At 67.6% G+C, this 26,321-nt stretch carries 28 protein-coding genes; 19 read left to right on the top strand and 9 right to left on the bottom strand.

The features are described 5' to 3' along the window. Nucleotides 1-6: 6 nt before the first annotated feature. Genes BOQ54_RS03585 through BOQ54_RS03575 form a run of 3 tightly spaced genes read right to left on the bottom strand, consistent with a single transcriptional unit; the run spans nt 7 to nt 2,451 of the window. On the bottom strand, nt 7-486 hold the full coding sequence (locus tag BOQ54_RS03585) for a tripartite tricarboxylate transporter TctB family protein (RefSeq protein WP_055460314.1): 480 nt from the start codon (nt 484-486) through the stop codon (nt 7-9). A 16-nt stretch (nt 487-502) separates the two neighbouring features. Then, complete coding sequence (locus BOQ54_RS03580; RefSeq protein WP_055460313.1) at nt 503-1,495, bottom strand: Bug family tripartite tricarboxylate transporter substrate binding protein; 993 nt, start codon at nt 1,493-1,495, stop codon at nt 503-505. A gap of 53 nt (nt 1,496-1,548) precedes the next feature. Further along, nucleotides 1,549-2,451, bottom strand: coding sequence for a dihydrodipicolinate synthase family protein (locus tag BOQ54_RS03575; RefSeq protein ID WP_055460312.1), 903 nt, complete (start codon nt 2,449-2,451; stop codon nt 1,549-1,551). Nucleotides 2,452-2,635: 184 nt separating this feature from the next. On the opposite strand from BOQ54_RS03575, the gene BOQ54_RS03570 reads away from it, so the two are divergent. The 8 genes from BOQ54_RS03570 to BOQ54_RS03535 all read left to right on the top strand — a co-directional run bounded on the left by BOQ54_RS03570 (nt 2,636) and on the right by BOQ54_RS03535 (nt 10,203). Further along, nucleotides 2,636-3,457 carry an IclR family transcriptional regulator gene (locus tag BOQ54_RS03570; RefSeq protein WP_063187381.1) on the top strand — a complete coding sequence of 274 codons (822 nt, stop codon included), beginning with the start codon at nt 2,636-2,638 and terminating at the stop codon, nt 3,455-3,457. 114 nt (nt 3,458-3,571) lie between these two features. After that, on the top strand, nt 3,572-4,204 hold the full coding sequence (locus BOQ54_RS03565; protein WP_055460310.1) for a GntR family transcriptional regulator: 633 nt from the start codon (nt 3,572-3,574) through the stop codon (nt 4,202-4,204). After that, nucleotides 4,201-5,145, top strand: coding sequence for an alpha/beta hydrolase fold domain-containing protein (locus BOQ54_RS03560; protein ID WP_071923287.1), 945 nt, complete (start codon nt 4,201-4,203; stop codon nt 5,143-5,145). The genes BOQ54_RS03565 and BOQ54_RS03560 overlap by 4 nt, the downstream gene beginning before the upstream one ends. A gap of 82 nt (nt 5,146-5,227) precedes the next feature. After that, a complete protein-coding gene (locus BOQ54_RS03555) occupies nt 5,228-6,490 on the top strand; it encodes an ABC transporter substrate-binding protein (RefSeq protein ID WP_055460308.1) in 1,263 nt (420 codons plus the stop codon). Between the two features lie 91 nt (nt 6,491-6,581). After that, a complete protein-coding gene (locus BOQ54_RS03550; protein WP_055460307.1) occupies nt 6,582-7,484 on the top strand; it encodes a carbohydrate ABC transporter permease in 903 nt (300 codons plus the stop codon). Continuing rightward, nucleotides 7,481-8,317: a carbohydrate ABC transporter permease gene (locus BOQ54_RS03545; protein ID WP_055460306.1), complete on the top strand. Its 837-nt coding sequence runs from the start codon at nt 7,481-7,483 to the stop codon at nt 8,315-8,317. The genes BOQ54_RS03550 and BOQ54_RS03545 overlap by 4 nt, the downstream gene beginning before the upstream one ends. Continuing rightward, nucleotides 8,314-9,204, top strand: a complete 891-nt coding sequence (locus tag BOQ54_RS03540) for a sugar phosphate isomerase/epimerase family protein (protein WP_082464871.1) — start codon at nt 8,314-8,316, stop codon at nt 9,202-9,204. Before BOQ54_RS03545 ends, BOQ54_RS03540 begins: the two co-directional genes overlap by 4 nt. 3 nt (nt 9,205-9,207) lie before the next feature. Then, nucleotides 9,208-10,203 (top strand): Gfo/Idh/MocA family oxidoreductase, encoded by a 996-nt coding sequence (locus tag BOQ54_RS03535; RefSeq protein ID WP_063187369.1) that lies wholly within the window; start codon nt 9,208-9,210, stop codon nt 10,201-10,203. Nucleotides 10,204-10,326: 123 nt separating this feature from the next. Here the strand turns inward: BOQ54_RS03535 and ilvD are convergent, their stop codons facing one another. Further along, nucleotides 10,327-12,180, bottom strand: a complete 1,854-nt coding sequence (ilvD, locus tag BOQ54_RS03530; protein WP_063187367.1) for a dihydroxy-acid dehydratase — start codon at nt 12,178-12,180, stop codon at nt 10,327-10,329. A 113-nt stretch (nt 12,181-12,293) separates the two neighbouring features. On the opposite strand from ilvD, the gene BOQ54_RS03525 reads away from it, so the two are divergent. Beyond that, entirely contained in the window at nt 12,294-13,178 is an 885-nt protein-coding gene (locus tag BOQ54_RS03525) for a TrmH family RNA methyltransferase (protein ID WP_083585893.1), read from the top strand. Between the two features lie 227 nt (nt 13,179-13,405). On the opposite strand, the gene BOQ54_RS03520 is transcribed toward BOQ54_RS03525, so the two are convergent. Beyond that, nucleotides 13,406-13,558: a DUF3309 family protein gene (locus BOQ54_RS03520; protein ID WP_071923285.1), complete on the bottom strand. Its 153-nt coding sequence runs from the start codon at nt 13,556-13,558 to the stop codon at nt 13,406-13,408. A gap of 119 nt (nt 13,559-13,677) precedes the next feature. Between BOQ54_RS03520 and BOQ54_RS03515 the strand changes: the two genes are divergently transcribed. Beyond that, nucleotides 13,678-13,986, top strand: coding sequence for a hypothetical protein (locus BOQ54_RS03515; RefSeq protein ID WP_055460302.1), 309 nt, complete (start codon nt 13,678-13,680; stop codon nt 13,984-13,986). Here BOQ54_RS03515 and BOQ54_RS03510 read toward each other — a convergent pair. The 4 genes from BOQ54_RS03510 to BOQ54_RS03495 are packed head-to-tail and all read right to left on the bottom strand — an operon-like array spanning nt 13,947 to nt 17,972. Continuing rightward, entirely contained in the window at nt 13,947-14,939 is a 993-nt protein-coding gene (locus BOQ54_RS03510) for a metal ABC transporter permease (protein ID WP_071923284.1), read from the bottom strand. The two genes, BOQ54_RS03515 and BOQ54_RS03510, sit on opposite strands and share 40 nt — an antisense overlap. Then, complete coding sequence (locus BOQ54_RS03505) at nt 14,939-16,150, bottom strand: metal ABC transporter permease (protein WP_071923283.1); 1,212 nt, start codon at nt 16,148-16,150, stop codon at nt 14,939-14,941. Before BOQ54_RS03505 ends, BOQ54_RS03510 begins: the two co-directional genes overlap by 1 nt. Further along, nucleotides 16,147-16,971, bottom strand: coding sequence for a metal ABC transporter ATP-binding protein (locus BOQ54_RS03500; RefSeq protein WP_055460299.1), 825 nt, complete (start codon nt 16,969-16,971; stop codon nt 16,147-16,149). Before BOQ54_RS03500 ends, BOQ54_RS03505 begins: the two co-directional genes overlap by 4 nt. A 14-nt stretch (nt 16,972-16,985) precedes the next feature. After that, a complete protein-coding gene (locus tag BOQ54_RS03495) occupies nt 16,986-17,972 on the bottom strand; it encodes a metal ABC transporter solute-binding protein, Zn/Mn family (RefSeq protein WP_055460298.1) in 987 nt (328 codons plus the stop codon). A 308-nt stretch (nt 17,973-18,280) separates the two neighbouring features. On the opposite strand from BOQ54_RS03495, the gene ccoN reads away from it, so the two are divergent. The 9 genes from ccoN (at nt 18,281) to BOQ54_RS03450 (ending at nt 26,232) form a co-directional block, all read left to right on the top strand. Beyond that, nucleotides 18,281-19,933 (top strand): cytochrome-c oxidase, cbb3-type subunit I, encoded by a 1,653-nt coding sequence (ccoN, locus tag BOQ54_RS03490; protein ID WP_055460297.1) that lies wholly within the window; start codon nt 18,281-18,283, stop codon nt 19,931-19,933. Between the two features lie 5 nt (nt 19,934-19,938). Further along, entirely contained in the window at nt 19,939-20,679 is a 741-nt protein-coding gene (ccoO, locus tag BOQ54_RS03485) for a cytochrome-c oxidase, cbb3-type subunit II (protein WP_019403445.1), read from the top strand. After that, nucleotides 20,676-20,843, top strand: coding sequence for a cbb3-type cytochrome oxidase subunit 3 (locus tag BOQ54_RS03480; protein ID WP_055460296.1), 168 nt, complete (start codon nt 20,676-20,678; stop codon nt 20,841-20,843). Before ccoO ends, BOQ54_RS03480 begins: the two co-directional genes overlap by 4 nt. After that, entirely contained in the window at nt 20,834-21,709 is an 876-nt protein-coding gene (gene ccoP, locus BOQ54_RS03475; RefSeq protein WP_063187357.1) for a cytochrome-c oxidase, cbb3-type subunit III, read from the top strand. The genes BOQ54_RS03480 and ccoP overlap by 10 nt, the downstream gene beginning before the upstream one ends. Nucleotides 21,710-21,712: 3 nt before the next feature. Then, nucleotides 21,713-21,931 carry a hypothetical protein gene (locus BOQ54_RS03470; RefSeq protein WP_055460294.1) on the top strand — a complete coding sequence of 73 codons (219 nt, stop codon included), beginning with the start codon at nt 21,713-21,715 and terminating at the stop codon, nt 21,929-21,931. A 24-nt stretch (nt 21,932-21,955) separates the two neighbouring features. Then, on the top strand, nt 21,956-22,750 hold the full coding sequence (locus BOQ54_RS03465; RefSeq protein ID WP_055460293.1) for a DUF2189 domain-containing protein: 795 nt from the start codon (nt 21,956-21,958) through the stop codon (nt 22,748-22,750). Between the two features lie 4 nt (nt 22,751-22,754). After that, nucleotides 22,755-25,016 (top strand): heavy metal translocating P-type ATPase, encoded by a 2,262-nt coding sequence (locus tag BOQ54_RS03460; protein ID WP_055460292.1) that lies wholly within the window; start codon nt 22,755-22,757, stop codon nt 25,014-25,016. Then, nucleotides 25,013-25,195, top strand: coding sequence for a cbb3-type cytochrome oxidase assembly protein CcoS (gene ccoS, locus BOQ54_RS03455; RefSeq protein ID WP_055460291.1), 183 nt, complete (start codon nt 25,013-25,015; stop codon nt 25,193-25,195). The genes BOQ54_RS03460 and ccoS overlap by 4 nt, the downstream gene beginning before the upstream one ends. A 680-nt stretch (nt 25,196-25,875) precedes the next feature. Then, nucleotides 25,876-26,232, top strand: a complete 357-nt coding sequence (locus tag BOQ54_RS03450; protein WP_055460289.1) for an SPW repeat protein — start codon at nt 25,876-25,878, stop codon at nt 26,230-26,232. The last annotated feature ends 89 nt before the right edge of the window (nt 26,233-26,321 follow it).

Below are 26,321 nucleotides of genomic sequence, written 5' to 3'. Positions count from 1 at the left end.
GAGCGCTTACCCGAGAAGGGGTTGCAGCAGCCCGGCCGGCAGCGGCACCAGCAGCAGGCGGACGAACAGGAAATAGACGCCGAGGGTCAGGAGAAACCCGAGAACGACCGCCTGCACTGGCCGCACACCGAGCAGCAGCATGAAGCCGGCGAGATAGATGCCAAGGAGCGGCACGAAGCCGATGGCTTCGAAAGCCCGGATGATGACGACAAGCCCAGCGACCAGCCAGGCGAGCGCTCCCCAGTAGGGCCGCGTCGCAGTCGGTGCGGGCCGCCCCGCCCCCTCCACCACCGCTTCCGGCGCGGTGAAGAGGCCGCGCAGGGCGATGATGAGCCCGGCGACGACGAGCCCGCCGCCGACGAGCGAGGGGAAGAAGCCAGGCCCGTAGGCCTGCCCGATCATCGGAGGAATGGACGCCGCCTCAACGACGACGCCCGCTCCGAAGGCCGCGAAGAGCAAGCCCGCGGCGACATCCACCTTGCGCATGGAAGGAGTCCCGGCCCTATTGCTTGGCGAGGCCGGCGGCCTTCATGGCCTCGCCGAAGCGTTCATCCATCCGCTTGAGGTAATTCGCGAAATCCGGTCCGCCAGCATATTCGATGCCGAACTTGCGGGCATCCATGAACTTAACGAACTCTGGGTCCTTCACGACCTTGGCCATGGCCTTCGAGAGCGTCTCGACGACCTCCTCCGGCATGCCCTTGGGGCCGGCGACGCCGCGCCAGGCGCCGAGGCTCCAGTCGACGCCGAGCGTTTCCTTGACGGTCGGCACGTCGGGGAAGGCGGGATCGCGCTCGGGACGCATCAGGGCGAGCGTCTTCACCTCGCCGGCATCGACCATGGTCTGCGCCTCGGGCATCGTCGTCGTGACGATATCGATGGCTTTCGAGGTGAGGAGTTGCAGCGAAGGCGCCGAACCGTCCGTCGGCACCCACGGCGCGTCCTGGGCCTTGAGGCCGATGGCGTTGAGCAGGCCAACGAAGGACAGATGCGCCGCGCCGCCCTGGTTGGCGCCAGAGGCCTTGTGCTTGCCGGGGGCCGCCTTGATCGCCTCGACGAGGTCCTTGATCGTGGCCGGCCCGTCCTTGCGCACGTGCACGCCCTGCGGATCGGTGTTGTAGAGGGCGATGAGGCTGTAGCTGTCGTAGTTCAGCGCCGAGGTGCCGAGCCAGTGATACATCGACAGCTCGGTCGTCACGACGCCGATGGTGTAGCCGTCCGCCTTGGCATTGGCGATCTCGGTGTGGCCGACGATGCCGCCGCCGCCGGTGCGGTTGACGACCGACACGGGCTTGCCGAGTTCCTTCTCGAGCAGGCTCGCGACGATGCGCGCCGTCGCGTCGGTGCCGCCGCCGGCGCTCCACGGCACGATCATGGTGACGGGCCGCTCCGGCCAGGCGGCGAGCGCCGGCCCGGCGACGGCGAGCGAGACCGCCGCGGCCATGGCGACCCGGCGCGTCAGGGATATGCGCGAGAACGATTTGCGCGAGAACATGGACGTTTCCTCCAACCCGATATGCTTTTGCTTTTTTGAACAGGAGACGGCCTTCAGGCCGCCTTTGCCTTGACGGCAACGCCGAGGCCCGCCAGCGCCGCGCGGATCGCCTCGCGCTGGGCGGGCGAGGCCGGCGGCATCGGCGCGCGCGGTTCCATCGCGTTCACGCCCTGCAGGCTCTGGGCATATTTCGTGCAGGCCGGCAGGTTGTCCGAGACCATGGCGTTCCACAGCGCCAGCAGCTTGACGTGGAGATCGAGCGCGCGCGGGTGATCGCCGGCCTTCACCGCGTCCCACAGATCGACCGACGCCTTGGGCGCCGCGGCGAGGATCGCGGCGATCGAGCCGTGGGCGCCGAGCGTGTAGGAGGGATACATCAGCGCATCGACGGCGCTGAAGATCAGCTTGTCGGCAAGGTTCTCGGCCATCAGGTCGGCGAAGAGCTTGAGATCGCCGGCGCTCTGCTTGACGCCGACCACCATCGGCACCTCGCGCATGATGCGGGCGAGCAACTTCGGCGACAGATAGGTCCAGGGCACCACGTTGTAGATGATGATCGGCAGGCCGGTCTCGTCGGCGAGCGCCCGGAAGTGGCGCACCATCGCCTCGTCGTCCGGCTTGAAGAGATAGTGCACCGGCGTGACCTGCAGGGCGGCGACGCCCATGTCGCGCACCAGCTTGCCGCGGCGGATCGCGTCGCGCGTGCTGTCGACGATGATGCCGGCGATCACCGGCACCCGCCCGGCGGTGGCGGCGACCGCCGCGCTGATGAGATCGCGGAACTCCTCCGGGTCGAGCGTATGGCCCTCGCCGGTCGAGCCGCCGGCTGCCAGGCCGTGCGCTCCGGCCGCGACAAGAAAGTCCACCTGCCCGGCAACGGCCTCCAGCGCCATCGTCCCATCGGTCCGAAACGGCGTCGTCATTGGCGGAATGACACCTGCGAGTTTCCTGTGCATTTCAGCTCCCTGGTCCGAATATCGGATTTTTATTCCGTATATCAGACTTTATCGAGCCTCCAAGTCGATCGTCAACACAGAATCGGACTCCGCGCTCGCCCATCTGGACGCACGGCTCAAAAGCGCTTGACGCTCGAAGAACTTCCTCGATATGTTCCGCATGACGGAATGAACGAGGCAAAGCGTGACGCGGACCCAGCGCAAGGATCTGGTCAACTCGCTTGGCAAGATGGCGAGCATCCTGCAGTGCTTCACCAAGCACGACCGGACATTGACGCTCGGCATGATCCAGGCGCGGACGGGCTATCCCAAGGCCACCGCCCACCGGCTGCTCGCGACGATGAAGGAGATCGGCTTCATCGAGCAGGACCGAGACCGGGAGCGCTACCGCCTCGGGCTCAAGCTGTTCGAACTCGGCAGCCTCTATCTCGCCAACCTCGACCTGCACCGCGAGGCGCAGCCGCATGTCGACCGCCTCGCCAAGCTGAGCGGCGAGGTGGTCCACCTCTGCATCTTCGACGGCCTGCACGCCGTCTTCGTCGACCGCAAGGAGATGGACAGCGGCCCAAGCTCGCTCGTCATGACCATTGAGGGCGCACCGGTCTATTGTACGGGTGTCGGCAAGGCCATCCTCGCCTTCCAGGACGAGGCGACGCTGGAGCGCGTCATCGCCGCCGGGCTCAAGGCCTTTACGGAAAACACCATCGTCGACCCGCAGCGGCTGCGCGAGGAGATGGCGGCGACGCGCAAGCGAGGCCACTCCATCGACTGGTCCGAACACCAGCGCAACCTCAACTGCGTCGCCGCCCCGATCCGTAACGCCTCGGGCAGCGTCTTCGCCTCGATCAGCGTCTCCGGCCCGGCCGAGCGCATCTCGCCGGCGCGTATCCCCGTGCTCGGCGAACTCGTCATCGAGACGGCCGATACGATCTCGCGGGCACTCGGCTGGACAGCGCCCGCGAAGCAGGCGGAAAGCCGGTCCCCCCCACGCGCCGCCGCGTCCTGAGGCCATCGCCACCTCGATCATTGCGGCCGCCCTGGCGGGCGCCGTCTTGTCAGGTTAAGCCGTTTGAATTATCAATATCAATATCGATAATAAGAAAGCAGGGAGGATTAGGACTTGCGCCCGCGCGAGGCAGCCTATTCGGCGGTCAAACGCCGCATCATCCTCAACGACCTGCAGCCTGGCATCGCCCTGACGGAACTCGGCCTCGCGCGCGAGCTTGGCTGCAGCCAGGGCACGGTGCGGGAGGCGCTGCTACGCCTGCAGGAGGACGGGCTCGTCATCCGCAGCGGCCATCGCGGCACCACCGTCACGCCTCTCGACCCGGAAGAGGCCGACGAGATCATCGCGCTCCGGCGCCGCATCGAGATGCGTGGAGCCGTGCGGGCTGCGGCGGCGGTAACGGATGGCGCGCTGCATGATTTGCAGGCCCTCCAGGACGAGATGGAGCGAGTGGCGAGCGCGGGCAACCAGTACCGGCTCATCGAGCTCGACACCGATTTCCACCTCGCCATCTTCCGCCTCGCGGGCCTGCAGGCGCTGGAGCAGATCCTCGTGCGCTGCATCCTGCATTCGCACCGGCAGAAGTTGTGGGAGCCGCGCCATCGCCGGCCGCTGCTCGAGACGGCGCGCCGGCACCAACCCATCTACGAGCGCCTCGCCGCGCGCGACGGCGCCGGCCTTGCCGAGGCGCTCGGCCATCACATCGACACCATCGTCGACGTTTCCTCGGAGCGTCAGTCAGCATGACTCTGCCCCTCGACCCAGATTTCCGGCCCATCTACGAGCGCATGCGCGCTGCGCCCGCCGTCGACTACCGCACCATGGCGATGGGTGAGGCCCGACAGACCTTCGAAGAGCTGGCGAAGCCCTGGAACGCTGGCGCGCCGGAGCTGGCGGCGGTGCGTGAGCTCACCGTCCCCACGGCTGCCGGCGGCCTGCGGGCCCGTCTCTACGAACCGCAGGCGGACGCGCTGACGAACGGCCTCGTCGTCTTCGTGCACGGCGGAGGCTGGACCTTCGGCTCCATCGACACGCACGACGGCACCGTGCGCAACCTGGCCAAGGCCTCGGGCTGCGCCGTCCTCAGCATGGATTATCGCCTCGCTCCGGAACATCCCTTCCCGGCACCGCTCAACGATGTCCTCGCCACCCTCGCCTTCGCGGCCGATGGCGGCCTCGGCCAGCCCGTCGACATGGCGCGCATCGCGCTCGCCGGCGATTCGGCCGGGGCGAACCTCGCGCTCGCCGCGCTTCTCGCCCGGCGCGACAAGGGACAGGCGCTGCCCGCAACGGCCGCCCTGTTCTACGGCTGCTACGCGCCGATCTTCGACACGGCAAGCCACGAGCGCCTTGGCGACGGCAGCCTCTTTCTCGGAACCGCGATCATGCAGTGGTACTGGGGCAACTTCCTCGGCACCCTGCCGGCGGACACCACCGAGCTCGCCGTCCCGCTGCGCGCCGAACTCGACGGCCTGCCGCCGCTCTATCTCAATGCCGCGGGGCTCGATCCGTTGCTCGACGACACGCTGCTGCTGGCCGACAAACTCGCCCACACCGGCATTGCCTTCCGCCTCGACGTGACGCCCGGCGTCGTCCACGGCTTTCTGCGCATGACGCGCGAGCTGCCGGCGGCAAGGGCGGCCATCGCGGCCGGCGCGGCGCATATCAGGGAGGTTCTCGGCCGATAGGAGACGGCAATTTCCCCCTTGCAGCGAAAGGGGACCAGGGCGGTACCCCAGAAACAACACGCAAAGAACCGGAGGAGAGGACATGACCAAGGACAACATGACCCGCAAAAAGGGCATCGGGAGGCGCAGATTCCTGCAACTCGCCGGCGCGGGCGCGCTTGCCGCGCCCTTCGCGGGCAGCTTTCCCGCCCCGGCCGTCGCGCAGGGCGTGACGGTGCGCTGGTGGTACCATTTCGACAATCCGCAGCACTCGCCAGCCGAGCTCGTCGCGAAGTTCGAGAAGGAAAATCCCGGCATCAAGGTCGTCGCCGAAAGCATTCCGTGGGGCGGCGGCAACGACTACTACACGCGCCTTTTCGCCGCGCTCGTCGCGGGCAATGCGCCCGACTGCGCCATGGTGAAGCTCAACAACCAGGCCCGCCTCGTGGAGATGGGAGCGCTCGAGCCGCTCGACGACATGCTCAAGGGCTGGAACGCGCGTACCGACATCACCGAGGACATCTGGCAGCTCAACAGGGCCAGCGATGGCAAGCAATATTACCTGCCGCTACAATACGTAGTGCTCTATCTCTACTACCGACCGGATCTGTTCGAAAAGGCCGGCGTCGCAGCCCCGCACACCTTCGACGACTTCCTCAAGGCGGCGAAGGCACTGACCAGGGATGGCGTCTTCGGGTTCGGCATGCGCGGCGGAGCGGGTGGCCACGACCATTGGGGGCCATTCGTTCTCGGCGGCGGCGCCAATTTCCGCAAGGGCGGCATGGTCAGCGACAAGGCGCTCGCCGCCAACCGCTGGTTCGTCGATCTCGGTACCAAGGAGAAGGTCTTCCCGCCGTCAGCACCGACCGACGGCTTCCGCCAGATCATCGACGGCTTCAAGGCGGGCCGCACGGCCATGACCATCCACCACGTCGGCTCGTCCAACGAGATGGTTGAGGCGCTCGGCGACAAGGTCTCCGCTGTGCCGGTGCCGCGCGCGCCCGACGGCAACGGCTGGACCTCCTTTGGCGACGAATCGAACGCGGTCTTCGCGGCAAGCGCCAACAAGGAGGCCGCCTTCAAGTGGATCACCTTCCTGTCCACCGCCGAGAACAACGTCACCTTCAACGGCTTCACCGGCCAGCTCACCGTGACCACCTCGGGCATGGCGAACTGGAAGCTGCATCCCAAGCGCTTCGTCGAGGCCAGCGAGCAGTCGCTCGCCATGGCCGGTGTGCTGCCAGATAGCCCCAAGACAGCGGATTTCGTGCGCACCGTTTGGCCGACCAACATGCAGCGCGCGCTGCTCGGACAGATCAGCCCCGACGACATGATGCAGGCCATCGAGAAGCACTTCCACGGTTGATGGGTGGCGGGGGGCCCCCCCTGGCCCCTGCCGACCCGGGTGGAGCGCGGCGCAATACCGCCTCCACCCACCTTTTCCGGAGTTTCGGCCCGTGACGAGCCTCGTGACGGCGGGAGCGCGCTCGCGCGCGCTTATGACGCCTTATGCCTTTCTGCTGCCCGCCCTCGTGGTCACGGCGGCGGTCATCCTCGTTCCCGTCCTGCAGACGGCGTGGATGAGCCTGCACGATTTCGTGCTCTTCCGCCCCAAGGACGTGCCCTTCATCGGCTTCGGCAATTTCCAACGCATGTGGAACGACGAGGTCTTCTGGATCTCGCTCGGCCACTCCTTCCTATGGATCGCGCTCGTCGTCGGCTTCCAGTTCCTGCTGGGGCTCGGCGCCGCGCTCCTCCTCAACGAGAGCTTCTGGTGGCGGGGCATCGCCCGCTCGCTGATCATCGTGCCCTGGGCCCTGCCGAGCGTCATCATCGGCCTGATGTGGACCTGGATGTACGACTTCAATGTCGGCGTCATCAACGACGGGCTCCTGCGGCTCGGCCTCATCTCCGAACCGGTCGCCTGGCTCGCCCATCCCGATACGGCCTTCTACGCCGTCATCCTCGCCCTCATCTGGCAGGGATTTCCCTTCTTCGCGGTCGTCGTGCTCGCCGGCCTGCAGACGATCCCCGCCGAGCTCTACGAGGCGGCCGAGATCGACGGGGCGAGCCGCTTCCAGAAGCTCGTCTACGTCACGCTGCCGTCGATCTCCGAGGTGATCGCGACCGCGCTCCTGCTGCGCACCATCTGGGTGGCGAACTCGCTCGACGTGATCCTCGTCATGACCGGCGGCGGGCCGGGCTACGCCACCCACACCTTGCCGCTCTACGCCTTCCTCAAAGCCTACAGCGGCATGGAATTCGGCTATGGCGCGGCGCTCGCGCTGGTGCTCACAGCGCTTCTGCTCGTCGTCGTCTTCATCTATGTGCGCCGCGTGGCGCGGGAGCTCAGCCGATGATCGAACGCCGCTCCCGTCTCGCCCGCGTCGTCCAGGTGGAGATCCCGGTCCTCGCCATCGTGCTCTTCGCGCTCGCGCCCTATGCCTGGATGGTGATCACCTCCTTCAAGCCCAACGAGGAGATCGCCCAATGGCCGGTTGCGTACTGGCCGAGCGAGGGCACGCTGCAGCATTATCGGGACCTCCTCGCCCGCACGACCTTCGCCGGCAACCTCCTCAACAGCTTCATCGTCGCCGTCGGCGCGGTCACGGTCGGGCTCCTCGTCAGCGTGCCGGCGGCCTATGCCTTCTCGCGCTTCCGCTTCCGCGGGCGGCGCTTCCTGATGGTGCAGTTCCTCGTCGTGAACATGTTCCCGATCGTGCTCATCATCATCCCGCTCTTCGTGCTGATGCGCGCCCTCGGGCTGCTCGACACCTTCCTCGGCGTCATCGCCGGGCATTCCACCTTCGCGATCCCATTCTCGATCTGGATGATGACGAGCTACATGAATGCGATCCCGCCCGAACTCGACGAGGCAGCGATCATGGACGGGGCCAGCCGTCTGCAAACCATCCGCCTCGTCATCCTGCCGATCGTCATGCCCGGCATCGTGACGACGGGCATCTACATCTTCGTCACTTCCTGGAACGAATACCTCTTCGCCATGATGCTGTCGGGCCAGAACGTGCGCACCGTCACGGTTGCCCTGCAGCTCTTCATCGGCGAGTTCACGGTGCAATGGGGCCTGCTCACGGCGGGCGGAACGCTCGTCGCCATCCCCGTCACCATCCTCTTCCTCCTCGTGCAACGGCGGCTCGTGGGCGGTCTCACGGCCGGTGCGGTGAAGTCATGACCAAGCAAATGAACCCGATCGGCGTCATCTCGATGTTCTATGCCCGGCCGTTCGGCCGCGAACATTTCGCAACCTTCACCCGAGCGAAGAAGGCCGGCTGCGACTTCGTCGAACTGCTGGTGCCCGAGCCCGGCGAGCTCAATCTCGCCGAGACCAGGACCGCACTCGCCGACAGCGGCCTCGGCGTGGTGCTGGCCGCCCGCGTCAGCCTTGCCCGCGACATTTCGAGTGCTGACGAGGGCGCCCGACAGGCGGGCATCCGTTATCTCGGCACCTGCGTCGAGACCGCGACGGCGCTCGGCGCAACCATCGTCGGCGGGCCGCTTTACGGGGCGCCGATGGTCTTCGCCGGGCGCCCGCCGGCACCGGTCGCTGAGGAGGAGCGCAAGCGGCGCATCGATCGCGTCGTCAGCGGCTTGAGGGAGGCGAGCCTGCGCGCCGAGAATGCCGGCGTGACCTTCGGGCTCGAGCCGCTCAACCGCTTCGAGACCGACATCGCCAACACCACGCGCCACGGCCTCGCCATCGCGGAGGCGGTCTCCTCGCCGGCGCTCGGCGTGATGCTCGACACCTTCCACATGAACATGGAGGATCCCTCCATCCCCGACGCCATCCGACTGGCGGGCAAGCGGCTCGTACATTTCCAGGCCAACGAGAACAACCGCGGCTTCGTCGGTTCCGGCCATATCGACTGGCCGGCGGTGGCGCGTGCCCTCGTCGACGTCGGCTACGCTGGGCCGATCACCCTCGAGCCCTTCCGCCGCGACGACGAGCGGCCGGGGGTGCCGCTCGCCCAATGGCGTGCACCGCAGCGCAACGAAGACGGAGAACTCGCCCACAGTGTGGCCTATCTCAAGGCCGCGCTCGCCTTCGCCGGGAGGGCATGAGCCATGACCATTCGCATCGGCTGGATCGGCTGCGGCACGCATGCCAACGAGATGCTGCTGCCGCAGCTCATCCGCCACGATGTCACCATCGCCGCGCTCTGCGACACCGACGAAGCGCGGCTCGCTCAGACCGCGAGACGCTACGGCATCCCGGTGCAGAACACGATGCGCGATTGGCAGGCGCTGCTGGCGCGCCAGGACATCGATGCCATCGGCATTGCTGCAGGCCCTGCCGTACATTTCGCTGTCGGCATGGCGGCGATGGCACGCAAGCTGCCCGTCTTCGTCGAGAAGCCGCCGGCAGCGACGGCGCGCGAGGCCGAGGAACTTGCCAAGGCTTCGCAGGCCGCGGGCGTACCCGTCGTGCTCGGCTTCATGAAACGCTATTCAACGGCAAACCGGATCGCCGCCAATGTCGTCGCCAAGCCGGAATTCGGCACGCCGGCAAGTTTCCTCGGCGAGTACATGACGGCGCCGACATACTTCGAAAAGGACCCGGACTACACCGGCTTCTACCTGCATCATTGCGTGCACTATCTCGACCTCGTTCCGTGGCTGATGGGCGAGGTCGCCCAAGTCGGCGCGCGCCGGCACGAACTCGCCCCCGGAAAGCTGCTGCTGCACGTCGATTTCCGCTTCGCGAGCGGCGGCCTCGGCACGCTCGTCATGGGCACGCACCAGTCGCGCGGCACGCCGATGGAATGGTGGCAGGTGATGGCCGACCACCAGCGCGTGGAGGTGCGCAACGTGCACGAGGTCCGCTACTACCGCGCCCCGCCCTTCAAGGTGAGCCGCACGGACGCGAGCCTCGTCGACGGCGAGGATACGCTCGTCTGGGAGCCGAACCTGACGGTCGCCGCCAACGAGGACCACAAGGGCTACTACGCCCTGATCGGTGACTTCCTCGCGGTGGTACGAGGTGAGCAGCGCGACGTGCCCGACGCCGCCGCCGGGGCGCGGGCGATGCGGCTTCTGGAGGCCGTCGTCACGCAGGCGTAGCGACGCAACGGCCCGAGCGCCCGGCGCTGGCGATGCCATGGCGGGCGGCGTCTTGGCGCCCCCTCCCTCATGTAATGGGGAGGGGGCAGCGGCGCTCCAGCCCTGCGACCCGCCGAAACGTTTTCAGCGCTTGAGGCCGCTCACGTCGCGCACGGCGCCGCGGGCGGCGCTGGTCGTCAGGGCCGCGTAGGCCTTCAGGGCGGCCGAGACGGCGCGCTTGCGCGGGGCGGCCGGCTGCCAAGCGGCGTCGCCCTTCGCCTCCATGGCGGCGCGGCGGCGGGCGATCTCCTCCTCCCCCACGGCGAGATGGATGCGCCGGTTCGGGATGTCGATCTCAATGATGTCCCCCTCCTCGACGAGGCCGATGGTGCCGCCCTCGGCCGCTTCCGGCGAGACGTGGCCGATGGACAGGCCCGAGGAGCCGCCGGAGAAGCGCCCGTCGGTGACGAGAGCGCAGAGCTTGCCGAGCCCTTTCGACTTCAGGTAGCTCGTCGGATAGAGCATTTCCTGCATACCCGGGCCGCCGCGCGGCCCCTCGTAACGGATGAGGACGATCTCGCCGGCCTTGACCTTGTTGCCGAGGATGCCCTCGACCGCCGCATCCTGGCTCTCGAAGATGCGGGCGGGGCCGGAGAATTTCAGGATCGATTCATCGACGCCGGCCGTCTTCACGATGCAGCCGTCCTCGGCGAGGTTGCCGTAGAGCACGGCGAGGCCGCCGTCCTTCGAATAGGCATGCTCCGCGGCGCGGATGACACCCTTTTCACGGTCGAGGTCGAGGTCGTCCCAGCGCCGGTCCTGGCTGAAAGCGACCTGCGTCGGCACGCCGCCGGGCGCGGCCCTGTAGAACGTGCGCACGCTCTCGCTGTCGGTGCGTGCGATGTCCCAGCGCTCCAGCGCCTCAGCCATCGTCGTGCTGTGCACGGTCGGCAAGCTGGTGTCGATGAGGCCGACGCGATCGAGCTCGCCCAGGATCGCCATGATGCCACCGGCGCGGTGCACATCCTCCATGTGCACGTGGCCGACCGCCGGCGCCACCTTGCACAGGACGGGCACGCGGCGCGACAGGCGGTCGATGTCGCTCATCGTGAACGGCACCTCGCCCTCATTCGCCGCGGCGAGGAGATGGAGAACCGTGTTTGTTGAGCCGCCCATGGCGATGTCGAGCGTCATCGCATTCTCGAAGGCCTTGAAGCTCGCGATGGCACGCGGCAGCACCGAGGCGTCGTCCTGCTCGTAATAACGGCGGGCGAGATCGACGATGAGGTGGCCGGCCTCGACGAAGAGGCGCTTGCGGTCGGCGTGGGTGGCGAGAGTGGAGCCATTGCCGGGCAAAGCGAGGCCCAACGCTTCGGTGAGGCAGTTCATCGAATTGGCCGTGAACATGCCCGAGCACGAGCCGCAGGTCGGGCAGGCGGAACGCTCGATGACCTTCACATCTTCGTCCGAGACGGTGTCGTCGGCGGCCGCGACCATGGCGTCGACGAGATCGAGCGCCTTTTCCTTGCCGTTCAGGACGACCTTGCCAGCCTCCATCGGTCCGCCGGAGACAAAGACGGCCGGGATGTTGAGGCGCATGGCCGCCATCAGCATACCGGGCGTGATCTTATCGCAGTTGGAGATGCAGACCATGGCGTCGGCGCAATGCGCATTGACCATGTATTCGACGCTGTCGGCGATGATCTCGCGCGAGGGCAGGCTGTAGAGCATGCCGTCGTGGCCCATGGCGATGCCGTCGTCGACCGCGATGGTGTTGAATTCCTTGGCGACGCCGCCCGCCGCCTCGATCTCGCGCGCCACGAGCTGGCCGAGGTCCTTCAGGTGCACATGGCCAGGCACGAACTGGGTGAAGGAATTGACGACGGCGATGATCGGCTTGCCGAAGTCGCCATCCTTCATGCCGGTGGCGCGCCAGAGGCCGCGGGCACCGGCCATGTTGCGGCCGTGGGTGGAGGTTCGCGAGCGATAGCTGGGCATCGGGTCTTCCATATCCTGGCGCCCTGCGGCGCCGTCCTTGAGCGTGAGCGAGCTTTTTCTTATGGCTGTTCCAATGAGGCAAGGGACAATGCCAGCGAACGACAGGAAAAGCCATGCGTGCGAGCGCATGGCTGGCGACTGCGGCGCACAAGGCCGTGCGGGAGCCGCCCTTGGCTGAAATCATCGACATCGATGATCCGGGTGACGCCCGCATCGCCGCCTATCGCGACGTGCGCGAGCGCGATCTCGTCGGCCGGCAGGGCCACTTCGTCGCCGAGGGCGAGGTGGTGCTGCGCGTGCTCTTGACGCGCGCCGTCCACCGGACGTGCTCGTTGCTGGTGACAGCCAAGCGCTTCGACAATCTCGGCCACCTGTTGGCGCTGGTGCCGGCGGCGGTGCCCGTCTACCGCGCCTCATCGGCGGTGATGGATGCCATCGTCGGCTTCCATATTCATCGCGGCATCCTGGCGCTCGGCGAGCGGGCGCCGATGCCGGGAGCGGCCGAGCTCCTCGACCAACTGCCTGAGGAGGCGCTCGTCGTCGTCGGGCTTGGCATCGCCAACCATGACAATGTCGGCGGCATCTTCCGCAATGCAGCCGCCTTCGGCGCTGCGGGCGTGCTGCTCGACGGGGCGAGCTGCGATCCGCTCTACCGCAAGGCGATCCGCGTCTCCGTCGGCGCGAGCCTTATCGTGCCCTCGGCTCGCATCGGCGCGAGCGAGGACGTCGTGGCCCTCTTGGAGCGGCACGGCTTCCTTCCCTTCGCGCTGAGCCCGTCGGGCGCAACGCCACTTGCGCAGCTCGCGCGTCCGGCCCGGGCCGCCATCCTGCTCGGCACGGAAGGTCCGGGCCTGCCGGCCGGCGTCATGGCGCGCGCCCGCACGGTGACCATCCCCATGGCACAGGGCTTCGATTCCCTCAACGTGGCGACGACGAGCGGAATCGCGCTTTACCATCTCTCACAGGCGGCAACACGCATTCGCCGCGCGGGCGATTGACCCCCCTGCCCTCGGCAGTGCCGTAAAAATCGATCGGGAGCGGGCTCGTTCAGCTTGCCCCTTCGAGAGCGCAGATCGTCACGAAGACGATCATGGAACCGAGCACACCAAGAAGCTGGATCGTCAACTCCATGTTCTCTCTCCCTGTGACCCTGAATGTCACGCCGCCGCCGGCGCGGAGAACGTGCGCCGGCGGCCGACCCGAAAACGCCTGATCCTGTCGGGCGCTACAAGCGCCCCATCAGTGCGAGAATGAGGATGACGATGAGGATGAGGCCCAGGAGGCCGCTCGGGTAATAGCCCCAGCCTGCACTGTAGGGCCAGCTCGGCAGAGCGCCGATGAGCAACAATATCAGTATGACGATGAGTATCGTGGACATGGCGTTCCACCCCTTGACTTAAGCGAGTGCCATGGAAACGCGCGAAGGGGCCATTCTGTTTCAGGCGAGCTATAATTTGTTGTTCGTCCGGCGCCCGGCGCCCATGTGGAGGCGAGACGATGAAAGCCAGCACCCTCACCCTTGCCCTGTTGATGGCCGCGTCCGTCGCTGCTCCGGCCACCCAGGCCTTCGCACAGTCGCGCCCCTATGCGCCCGCGCTCACGTGCCGCGCCCTTGCCGGCATCGTCGCCTCGCGCGGCGCCGTCGTCGTCTCGACCAGCCGGACGACCTACGACCGCTATGTCGCCAACGGCAGCTTCTGCTTCCCGACACAGGTCACCCGCCCCGCCTGGGTGCGCGCCGCGGACACGCCAAGCTGCTTCATTGGCTATACCTGCAAGGAATTCGAGATCGACGACTGGTGGTGAGATGCCCGCCCTGGGGGCGGTCGCCGCCGACGGGCGGCCGTGCGCGTGCCGAAGCGCCGCGGCCCGGCCAGGCAGGCGAGCGCGAGGATCAGCCCTGCGACAGTCGCGATCATCCCTGCGGCACTGACACTGTAGGCGGCACCCAGCCAGAGCGGGCCGTAGCCGGCCAGAACATAGCCGGCGATGGCCGAGACCACGGCGAGTACGACGCTCCAGGCCAGCTGCGGCACGAGCCGGTCGGTCATTAGCCGCGCGCTGGCCGGCGGGCAGATGAACATGGCGATGACGATGATCGAGCCTACGGCATCGAAGGCCGCCACCGCCGCCACAGCCACCATGACGATGAGGGCGAAGCTCACGGGCCCGGGCCGTGCGCCGACGCTTTCCGCGAATGTCGCATCGAAGGTGCCGACGACGAGTTCTTTCCAGAAAACGAGCAGGAACAAGACGACGGCGAACGTGACGAGTGCCAGGCGCGGCAGTTGCGGCGGCAGCGCCGCGAGCGCGGCAGGATCGAGGAGCGCCGCCCAGCCTGCGCTGCCCGCGAGCCAGATGAGGCTCTCGAGATTACCGTAGAGCGCGTGCTCCACGTCGAGATGCACGGAGCTCGTGTCCGATTGCTCGAGCAGCAGCACGCCCGCGGCGAAGAACGTGGTGAAGACGACGCCCATGGCCGCGCCGGGCTCGACACGACCGACCCGGCGCACGATCTCGATGAGGAGGACCGCGAGGACGGCGGCGATGCCGGCGCCCAGCAGCATGGCGCCGGCCGCGACGGTGCCGGTGACGATGAAGGCGCCGACGATCCCCGGCAGCACTACGTGGCTCACCGCATCGCCGATGAGGCTCTGGCGACGCAACACGAGGAAATTGCCGAGCAGCGCACAGGAAACGCAGACGAGGATGCCGATTGCGAGCGGCACCAGGCTGAGGACAACGAAATCGGTACCCATCAGCGTACTCCGGTATCGGCCGGCTCGAGGCGCACGGCAAGATCGGCCACAACGTCGGGCGGCAAGGCCGTCGCGATGGGCGCAAGCCCCTGGTGATCAAGGGCCCCCGCCTCATCGGGATGAAGCCGGCGGTAGAGACCCCACAAGGCCTCCTCGCGCACGGCGGCCGCAGCGGCGGCGCGGCCTTCGAGCGTCGCGACGCCATCGGCGCGGATATGTCCGGCCCGGCGCAGAACCTTGATGGTCAGGGGATCGTAGATGGCCTCGCCACGGGCGAGCGCGAGCAGGCCCTGACGCTCGTGCACGCGCCGCTGGAAACGCAGGCGCGTGGCAAGGCCGGACATCAGCCCGCGGACGGGCGACAGGACGAGCGAGACGGCGAAGAAAGCGGCGGCGGTGAGCACGATGACCGCCCCGGTCGGCAGGCCCCGGTCCGAGGCGGAGATGGCGGCGCCGACATAGCCTGCGGCGGCGCCGAAGGCGGCGGCGATGAGCACCATGCGTTCCGGCCGGTCGGTCCAGAACCGCGCCGTCACCGGCGGGATGATGGTGAGCGCGACGATGAGCACGAGGCCGGCCACCTTGAGGCCGATGACCGTGACGGCGAGCAGCACGCCCATCATGGCAAGGTCGGTGAGGCGCACGTCGATGCCGCGCGTCGCGGCATAGCCCTCGTCGAAGCACACCAGCGTGAAGGGCCGACGCAGGACGAAGATGGCAGCCCCCGTGGCAAGCGCGGCGACGGCGATGGTCTCCGCCTCCGAGCGCAGCATGCCGGCGGTCGAGCCCAAGAGATAGCCGGCGATGCCGGCCTGCCCGCCGGTCTGCAGCGACTGGATGACGGTGAGCAGCACGATGCCGAAGCCGAAGAAGACGGACAGGACCGCACCGATGGCCGCATCCTCGGTGAGACGCGTGCGGCGGGTGATCCACTCGACGCAGAAGAGGCCGAGGGCGGCGCTGAACGCTGCGCCCACCATGAGCGCGACGATGTTGCGTCCGTCGCCGGTCAGGAGCGCCATCAGGATGAAGGCGAGCGCGAGGCCCGGCAGCGTGCCGTGGCTGACGGCATCGCTGACGAGCGAGCGCTTGCGCAGGAGCACGAAGGTGCCGATGGCCCCGGCGCCGCCGCCGAGGATGGCAGCACCGATGGTGACGAGGGCGGTGTTGTAGCCCGCGCCGAGGGCGAGCGCCGTGAGGAAGGCCATCATCGCCCCTCCCCCGCCGCTTCCCGCCCGACCGCGACCTCCTCCACATGGGCGGCCGCGAGACGACCGCCGTAGGTCGCCTGCAGGTTGTGCGAGGTGAAGGTGGTGGCGACCGGCCCATCAGCAATCTTACGCACATTGACGAGCAGGACATGGTCGAAATAGTCGGGCACGGTAGCGAGGTCGTGGTGCACACAGACGATGGTCTTGCCGGCGCCGTTGAGCTCCTTGAGCACGGCGATGATGGCGCGCTCGGTGGCCGCATCGACGCCGGCGAAGGGCTCGTCCATCACATAGAGGTCCGCCTCCTGGGCGAGCGCGCGGGCGAGGAAGACGCGCTGCTGCTGGCCGCCGGAGAGCTGTCCGATCTGCCGGTCGGCGAAGGCCGCCATGCCGACGCGCTCGAGGCAGGCGAGGGCCCTTTCGCGATGGCGGCGGCCGGCGAAGCGCAGGAAACCGATCTCGCGGTAGAGCCCCATCAGCACGACGTCGCGCACGGTCGCCGGGAAGTCCCAGTCGACGCTGGCACGCTGCGGCACGTAGGCGATGCGGTGGCGCGCCTTTTCATAAGGAGCGCCGAAAACCGTGACCTCGCCGGCGATGCGCGGCACGATGCCGAGCGCCGCCTTGATGAGCGTCGACTTGCCGGCGCCGTTGGGGCCGACGATGGCAACCATCGCCCCCTTCGGTACGACGAAGTCAATCGAGAACAGCACGGGCTTCTCGCCGTAGCTGACCGTCAGCCCGTTGACGGCGAGCGGACTGTCAGGATGGCTCTCGCCGAGCGTGCGGCCGTTGTCGGCGATCAGGGTCGGGGTACTCATGGCGTCATGCCTCTTCAATCGACCGGGTCGAGCTTGCCCTGAAAGCCCCTGGCCGGCGCGTCGCCGCCGAGCGCCCGGGCGATCGTCGTGAGATTGTGGTCGATCATACCGACGTAGGTGCCTTCGTAGGTGCCCGGCCGACCCATGGCATCGGAATAGAGCTCGCCGCCGATGACCACCTTGTGGCCGCGCGCCGCCGCCCCTTCGATGAGGGCCCTGACGTTGCGGTCCGGCACCGAGGTCTCGACGAAGATGGCGCCGATCCTGCGCTCGACCAACGTGCCGACAAGATCCTCGATGTGCTTGAGCCCCGCCTCGCTCTCGGTCGAGATGCCCTGGATGCCGAGCACCTCAAAGCCATAGGCGCGGCCGAAGTAGCGGAAGGCATCGTGCGCGGTCACGAGGACGCGAGCCTCCGCCGGTACGCTGGCCATGGCCTTCTCGCCATAGGCGGCGAGCGCATCGATCTCGCCTAGATGTACATCGGCATTGCGGCGAAAGGTCGCCTCGCCGGCCGGGTCGAGCGCAATCAGCGCATCGCGCGCGGCAAGAACGACCCCCTTCCAGATGCGCGGCGCCATCCAGACGTGCGGATCGTAGCGGCCCTCGTAGTCCTCGTGCGCCAGCAATTCAGCCTTCGGCAGAGTTTCGCCAAGAGCGAAAACCCTTTTGTGCTTCGCAAGGTCGACGAAAAAGGCCTCGAGCTGGGCCTCGAGGTAGAGCCCGTGCCACATCACGGCGTCAGCCTGCGTCATGGCGACAATATCGGAACGGGTCTGGCGATAGGTGTGCGGATCGACACCCGGACCCATCAGGGCCTTTATCTCGGCCCGGTCCCCTGCCACCTGGCGCACGGCGTCGGCGATCATGCCGGTCGTGGCAACGATGACGAGCTTGCGAGCCGGCGGCGTTTGCGCCGCGGCCGGGCCGGCTGCGACCATGAAACCAAGCAGGGCAGCAGCCACCATAGCCATGAGGCCGCGTCGCGTCGCATCGGGCATGAAACGCCTCTCCTTATTGCGAATGAATTGCAATTGCAGATATAGGCGACGCGCAGCCGCGGCGCAAGTGCAAACGAGTTGCATTACGAATCGGTGCCCCGCCCCGCGACCATGTATCTAGCGGCGTTGCGGGCCGGGCCTCTGGCCGCGTGGGGGAACCGGGCCAAGACAGGCGCCCGGCACAGCCGAATCCGGCGTTCTTTGATCCGCATCAAACAATCGGCCGCCGGCTCGTCCTATGGCCTGTGAGACGGGCGGATTTCCGCACCCGTCGCAGGGACCAGGAGCGGAGCGGGAGCAACGCCACCATGATATCGGAACTGACGAGGGGCGAGAGGCGGCTGGCTCTTGCCGTGCTGACGGCCGTGGCGACATTCGGCCTTGCCCTGGCCATCGCCGGCCGGGGGGACATTCTTGCCGTGCACGGCGGGCTCATCATGGCCTCGGCCGTCATCCTGATGTTCTTCGTCATCGCCGGCTTCTATGCGCCAGAGCCGGGCGAGGAGCGCCTCGCCCAGTATTACGACACGCCGACGAAGGCCGGCGTCGTGCTCGCCATGATCTGGGGCGTCATCGGCATGGGCGTCGGCGACTGGGTCGCCTGGCTGCTCGTCTATCCGGACATGACCTTCGACGCCGCCTGGGCGAGCTTCGGCCGCCTCAGGCCGGTGCACACCTCCGGCGTCATCTTCGGCTTCGGCGGCAACGCGCTCATCGCCACCTCCTTCCACGTCCTGCAGCGCACGTCCCGCGCCCGCCTGCCCGACCAGTTCAGCCCGTGGTTCGTGCTCGTCGGCTACAACCTCTTCTGCCTCATCGCGGCGAGCGGCTATCTCCTCGGCATCACCCAGTCGAAGGAATATGCCGAGCCCGAGTGGTACGCCGACCTGTGGCTCGTCGTCGTGTGGGTCGTCTATTTCTCGATCTACCTGCGCACGCTGATGCGCCGGCAGGAGCCGCATATCTACGTGGCCAACTGGTACTACATGGCCTTCATCCTGGTCGTGGCCATCCTGCACATCGTCAACAACCTCGCCGTGCCGATCTCCTTCGGCAGCGCCAAGAGCTACTCGGCCTTCTCGGGCGTGCAGGATGCGATGACGCAGTGGTGGTACGGCCACAACGCGGTCGCCTTCTTCCTCACCGCCGGCTTCCTCGGGATGATGTACTACTACCTGCCCAAGCGCGCGGGCCGGCCGGTGTTCTCCTACCGCATGTCGATCCTCGGCTTCTGGGGCATCACCTTCATGTACATGTGGGCGGGCTCGCACCACCTGCACTACACGGCCCTGCCGCAATGGGTGCAGACGCTCGGCATGACCTTCTCGATCATGCTGATCGTGCCCTCGTGGATGGCGGCGGCGAACGCTCTGCTCACCCTCAACGGCGCCTGGCACAAGGTGCGTGATGACGCCACGCTGCGCTTCATGATGCTGGCGGCAGTGTTCTACGGCCTCTCGACCTTCGAGGGCTCGTTCATGTCGATCCGCGCCGTCAACTCGCTCTCGCACTACACGGACTGGACGGTCGGCCACGTGCATGCCGGCGCGCTCGGCTGGGTAGCGCTCATCACCTTCGGCTCGATCTATGCCGTCGTGCCGTGGGTCTGGAAGCGGCCGGCCATGTATTCCAACAAGCTCGTCGAGGTGCACTTCTGGCTCTCGCTGGCCGGCACGCTCGTCTACGTCTTCGCAATGTGGAACTCGGGCATCATCCAGGGCCTGATGTGGCGTACCTACAACGAAGGCGGCACGCTCGCCTATTCCTTCATCGACTCGCTCGTGGCGATGCGGCCCTACTACATCGCCCGTGCCATCGGCGGCCTCCTCTTCGTCATCGGCGCAGTCGTCGGCCTCTACAACGTGTGGATGACCATCCGCGAGGCGTCGGCCGAACGGGCCGACGCGCCCGACGCGCCCGTCGTTCCCGCCCTCGCCCGGTCGCTCCAAGCGGGAGAATGATTGAGATGTTCGGCATCCATCAAAAGCTCGAACGCAACGCCATCGGCTTCGTCGTCGCCATCATCGTGGTGTCGAGCATCGGCGGCTTCATGGAGATCGCCCCGCTCTTCACCATCGACGAGACGGTCGAGGAGGCGCCCGATATGCGCGTCTACACGCCGCTCGAACTCGCGGGGCGCAACATCTACATCCGTGAGGGCTGCTATGCCTGCCACTCGCAGATGATCCGCACCCTGCGCGACGAGGTGGAGCGCTACGGACCCTATTCGCTGGCGGTCGAGTCGAAATACGACCACCCGATGCTCTGGGGCTCCAAGCGCACGGGGCCGGACCTCGCCCGCATCGGCGGCAAGTATTCCGATGCCTGGCACGTTGCGCATCTCATCAACCCGCGCGACGTGGTGCCGGAATCGATCATGCCGGCCTACCGCTGGCTCGCCGAGACGCCGCTCAAGGTGAACGACCTCTCCGACCATCTCGCCGCCCAGCGCGTGGTCGGCGTGCCCTATACGGACGAGATGATCGCCAACGCCACCGCCGACGCCTATGGCCAGGCGATGCCGGACGGCCCCTTCGCGGCCGGCGTCACCGCCCGCTACGGCGAGGCTACCAACGTGCGCGCCTTCGATGGCAAGCCCGAGCGGGTGAGCGAGATGGATGCGCTCGTCGCCTACCTGCAGGTGCTCGGCCGCCTCACGGACGCCGCCCACCAGCAGACCGCATCGACCGAAGGGGCGAAGCCATGATCGACCACGACACGCTCGTCGCGTTCTCCAAATCCTACGGCCTCTTCTACCTCATGGCGATGGCCATCACCGTCGTCGCCTACACCTTCTGGCCCTCCAACAAGGAGCGGTTCGAGGAAGCTGCCAAGAGCATCATCGACGACGAGGACACGCCATGTCGGTAGGCGAGCACGATCCCTACACCGGTCAGCGGATGACCGGGCACGAGTGGAACGGCATCAAGGAACTGAACACCCCCGTGCCGAAAGCGGTGTGGTTCTTCCTCTCCGTCACAGCCCTCTTCGCCTTCGTTTACTGGGTGCTGATGCCGGCCTGGCCGCTCGGCGTGACCTATACGAAGGGCCTGCTCGGTATCGACCAGCGCGAGATCGTGCGCGAGAGCGTCGCCGAGGCCGCGCGCCAGCGCAGCTGGGCGCAGCGCATCGCGCAGGACGATTATGCCACCATCCAGGCGGATGCAGGCCTGATGCAGAAGGTGCGCGAGAGCGGCCGCGCCCTCTTCGGCGACAATTGCGCGGTCTGCCACGGCACCGCCGGCAAGGGCGGGCCCGGCTATCCTAACCTCACGGCAGGTGCATGGCTGTGGGGCGGCACGCCCGAGGCGATCGCCGAGACGATCCGTGTCGGCATCAACAGCGGCCATCCCGAGGGCCGCATCGCACAGATGCTCGCCTTCGGCCGCGACCAGATGCTCGACAGGGCGGCCGTGCTCAACGTCGTCACCTATGTGCAGTCGCTGAGCGATCCGACCCTCGCGAGCGGGCCGGAAAAAGAAGTGATTGTCGCGGGCAAGGAGGTCTATGACGCCAACTGCGCCTCGTGCCACGGGCCGGAGGGCAAGGGCAGCACCGACGTGGGGGCTCCTGACCTGACGGACGGCTTCTGGATCTACGGCGGGGACCGCCAGTCGATCTTCAATACCGTCTACGGTGGTCGCCAGGGCCACATGCCGGCGTGGGAGACGCGGCTCTCGGAGCTCGACCGCAAGATCCTCACGCTCTACGTGCTCGACCTCGGCGGAGGCAAGTGACCCATGACGGCGAGGACACGACATCGGGATCCGGCCCGCAAGCCTTTGTCGCGGGGGCGCCTCACGGCCTTCCTCATCGTCGCGGTGGCGGCCGCGGTGATCATCGGAGCGAACGCGCATCTCGTCGCGGTGGCGCTGTCCTCGCAGCCGGACTGCGTCGCCCATCTGAAGGCGCCGGGCGGGGGCGAAGGCGCCTTCCGCGCGGCCAAGTCATCGTGCTGAGCGGACGGAGCGAGGGAAAAGGACATGAGCACAGTCGCGCACGAAGCGCCGGTCAAGCCCGCCCGCGTCGATCTCGATCGCGGACTGCCTGCGTCGGAGGCCCTCACTTGGCTCCGGAAGGGCTGGCGGGACTTCACGGTGCAGCCAGGGGCGAGCCTCGCCTACGGCGTTCTCGTCTTCGCCGTCTCAGTCATCACGATCTGGGGGTTGTTCGCCTTCGGATTCGACTACATCCTCTTCCCAGCCTTGGCTGGGTTCATGGTGGTCGGACCGGTGCTCGCCATCGGCCTCTACGAAAAGAGCCGGCGCCTTGCCGAGGGGCGAAGGGCGAGCCTTGCCGGTATGATCTTCGTCAAGGCGGCCTCGACGGGGCAGATCCTCTTCACCGGCGCGCTCCTGATGATGCTGATGCTGGTATGGATGCGTGCAGCCGTCATCATCTACGCGCTGTTTTTCGGCTGGCAGCCCTTCGTACCCGGCCTCGGGCCGATCACGGCGATGCTGTTCGGCACACCGCTCGGCCTTGCCATGCTCGTCGTCGGCAGCCTCGTCGGGGCACTGTTCGCTGCCTTCTCCTTTGCCATCAGCGCCTTCTCAATCCCGATGCTGCTCGACCGGCGCGTGGATGCCTTCACGGCCATGGGCAAGAGCATGGCGCTGGTGTGGAACAATCTGCCCGTGATGCTCGCCTGGGGCGCCATCGTGCTCGCGCTCTTCCTAGCGAGCCTCGTCACGGGCCTCCTCGGGCTCATCATCACCTTCCCGGTGCTCGGCCACGGCACCTGGCACGCCTACAAGGCCATCGCGCAGGAGGAATGACCCCATGAGCTGCTGCGGGCCGGCCACGCTCGCCCTCGCCGCCGCGCCCGCGGCCGCTGAAGGAGGGCCCTCGCGGGAGGAGATCGTCCTCGCCAGCCATCGCATCGGCGAGGGCCTGTGGCAGACGGACCTGTCCGTTCCGGCCGTGCATTGCGGTGCCTGCATGCGCACGGTCGAGAACGCGCTCGGGCGCATCGACGGCGTCGAGGGCGCGCGCGTCAACCTCTCCACGCGCCGCGTCTCGGTGCGCTGGCGCGAGGCGGCGGACCCGAGCGCCTTCGTCCCGACGCTTGCGGCCATCGGCTATCCCGCCCATCTCGACGACCCGGCAGCCGACGAGCGCGACGAGACGCTCTCCAGCCTCGTGCGTGCGCTCGCGGTGGCGGGCTTCGGCGCGATGAACATCATGCTGATGTCAGTAGCGGTGTGGTCCGGCGCCGAGGCCGGCGCACGCGACCTCTTCCACCTCATCTCCGCCGCCATCGCCCTGCCGACCATCGCCTATTCCGGCCGCGTCTTCTTCAGCTCCGCCTGGAACGCACTCAGCCACGGGCGCACCAACATGGACGTGCCGATTTCCATCGGCATCCTCATCGCCTTCGGCATGAGCCTTTACGACACGGTGAACAGCGGTGCTCATGCCTATTTCGACGCAGCCGTATCGCTCATCTTCTTCCTGCTCATCGGCCGCACGCTCGATCATGTCATGCGCGAGCGGGCACGCACCGCCGTCAAGGGCCTCGCGCGTTTCGCCGCGCGCGGCGCCCATGTGGTCCGTGGCGACGGACGGCAGGAATACCTGCCGCTCTCCGAAATCGCTCCCGGCATGACGCTGATGGTGGCCGCGGGCGAACGCATCCCGGTTGACGGCGAGATCATCGCCGGGCAATCGGACATCGACTGCTCGCTCGTCAACGGCGAGAGCCTGCCGCGCGAGGCCGGCCCCGGCACCGCCGTGGAGGCCGGCACGCTCAACCTCACCGGGCCGGTGACGATGCGGGCACGGGCGGCGGCAAAGGATTCCTTCCTCGCCGAGATGTTGCGCCTCATGGAGGCGGCGGAAGGTGGACGCTCGCGCTACCGGCGGCTCGCCGACCGCGCGGCCTCTCTCTATGCGCCTTTCGTCCATGCGGCTGCGCTCGTCACCTTCCTCGGCTGGATGCTTGTCGGCGGCGGCTGGCACCAGTCGCTCACCGTCGCTGTCGCCGTGCTCATTATCACCTGCCCCTGCGCGCTGGCGCTCGCCGTGCCGATGGTGCAGGTGGTCGCCGCCCGCCGCCTTTTCGAGGCCGGCATTATGGTCAAGGACGGAGGCGCGCTGGAGCGCATCACCGAGATCGACACCGTCGTCTTCGACAAGACGGGGACGCTGACGCAGGGCATCCTCGCGCTTACGAATGCCGGCGACATTGCACCGGCCGAACTTGCGGTCGCCGCGGCCATCGCCGCCCATTCGCGCCACCCCCACGCGCGCGCCATCGCCGCCGCCGCGCAGGACCGGGTGCGGCTGGCGCCCGTCTTCGACAGCGTCGGCGAACATCCCGGCCTCGGGCTCGAGGCGACCGCGGGCGGCCATGTCTACCGCCTCGGCCGCGCGGCCTGGGCGCTCCGCGACGCCAGCGGCATCACCGGCACCGTCCTCTCGCGTAACGGCCGCCTCGTCGCCGGCTTTTCATTCGCCGACCGACTGCGGCCGGGCGCGCAGCAGGCGGTGCGGGCGCTCAAGGCCGAGGGGCTCAGGATCGTCCTCCTCTCCGGCGACCGCAGTGATGAGGTCCTGCGCCTTGCCGCCGAGCTCGGCATTACCGAATGCGCCGGTGACCTCGTGCCGGGCGACAAGGTGGCGATCCTCGCCGCGCTCGCCGCCGACGGCCGCAAGGTGCTGATGGTCGGCGACGGGCTCAACGACGCGCCGGCGCTCGCCGCCGCGCATGCGTCGATGGCACCGGCCACGGCCGCCGACATCGGCCGCAACGCAGCCGACTTCGTCTTCCTGCGCGACGGGCTCGAGGCCGTGCCGGCGGCCCTCGGCCTCTCCCGCGCGGCGCAAGCGCTGACCCGCCAGAACTTGGCCCTCGCGCTGATCTACAACGCCATCGCCCTGCCCTTCGCGGTGTTCGGCTTCGTGACACCGCTCTTCGCCGCCGTGGCCATGTCATCCTCTTCGGTGATCGTGGTTGCGAATGCGCTGCGCCTCGGCCGTGCCGACGGCGGCGCCCGAGAGGCGGGCCGGCGCGTCGGCCGGATGTCGGAGGCACGTGCATGAGCGACTTTTTCTACCTCATCCCGCTGTCGCTGGGCCTCGGTTTCGTCGGGCTCGCCGTCTTCCTCTGGTCGCTGCGCGGCGGCCAGTACGAGGATCTCGACGGCGCGGCCGAACGTGTACTCGATGACGAGGACGCGCCCATCCTGCCGCACGGAAAGTCCGCCTCCAGCCAATGCTGAACCATGCCATCGCGAGGACGCCGAGCCAGTGGAGGCATGCTCCAACCGCTTCAATAGCGCTGTTTCCAGATCGTTTTCGCCCTATCTGCGAATGCTCGGCGGCTATTCGGCTGCGACCGTAGGGCTCCTGATGGCGCCGCACGGGGTCGGCACCATGATCGCCATGCTCGTCGCCGGCCGGCTGTCTTCGCCCCGACCCGCGTCTCATTGATGCTCACGGGTATCATGATGCTCGCCCATTCGTTCTGGAACGAGAGCTACTGGACACAGGAGCCTCGGTCGCGACGCTGACCATGACGACCGTGCTGCTCCTGTCCGTGCTACGGCTCCTGATGATGCGCCGGCCGGACCTGCCGACCGCAAGGGCGAACCGGGCCATGCCGTGATGGACTGATCCCCATAACCCTTGAAAAGTAAGGCTTTCCCGGCTAAATGAAGAGCAAGCGGTCACCGTGACACGGGCCGCAGCCGGACCGGGGTCCGGAGATGTCGCCCATGCACGGTCCTCCACCGGAGGATGTGGCCATGAGGACGACGCAGTACGTGTCCCTCTCCTTCACCTTACATGTTCGCTGGCCGCGCCGGCGGCGCGGCTTTGCGGCCCTGCCACGGCGAAGGCCGGCTGCGCGCGTCACGGGCGACCGGTGTGTCAAGGAAGGAGCAGTGTCATGCCAGCGAGAATGATGAGGAAGACGGAGCATACGGCGCTCGACGTCGGCAATGCCCTCGTCGGCGTCTGCCTCGCACTCAGCCCTTGGGTGCTGGGCTTCACCATGGAGGCAGCGGCCTCCTGGAACGCTTGGCTCGTTGGGGCGGCGATCGCGCTCATCGCCATCGGCGCGCTCGTCTCCTTCGCGGAATGGGAGGAATGGGCGAACCTGGCGCTCGGCATCTGGGCGCTGATCTCGCCGTGGGTGCTCGGCTTCACCGGGATCGCTGCGGCGTTCTATCCGCACGTGATCGCGGGCGTGATCGTCGCCGTCCTCGCCGCGATCGAGCTGTGGTTCATCCACCGTCAGCCGGTAGGCGCCGCCTGACGGCAAGCTCATCCGGGCGGGCCCAGCCGTCCGTGGCAGGGCTCGCCCCTCATCATTGTCCCATGCTCCGGTCGCCGCGCCGGCCGCTG

Source organism: Chelatococcus daeguensis, assembly GCF_001887265.1.
In the GTDB taxonomy this organism is placed as follows: domain Bacteria; phylum Pseudomonadota; class Alphaproteobacteria; order Rhizobiales; family Beijerinckiaceae; genus Chelatococcus_A; species Chelatococcus_A sambhunathii.
Note: the sequence above shows the minus strand (reverse complement) of the source record. Positions and strands in the feature narration are given on the sequence as shown.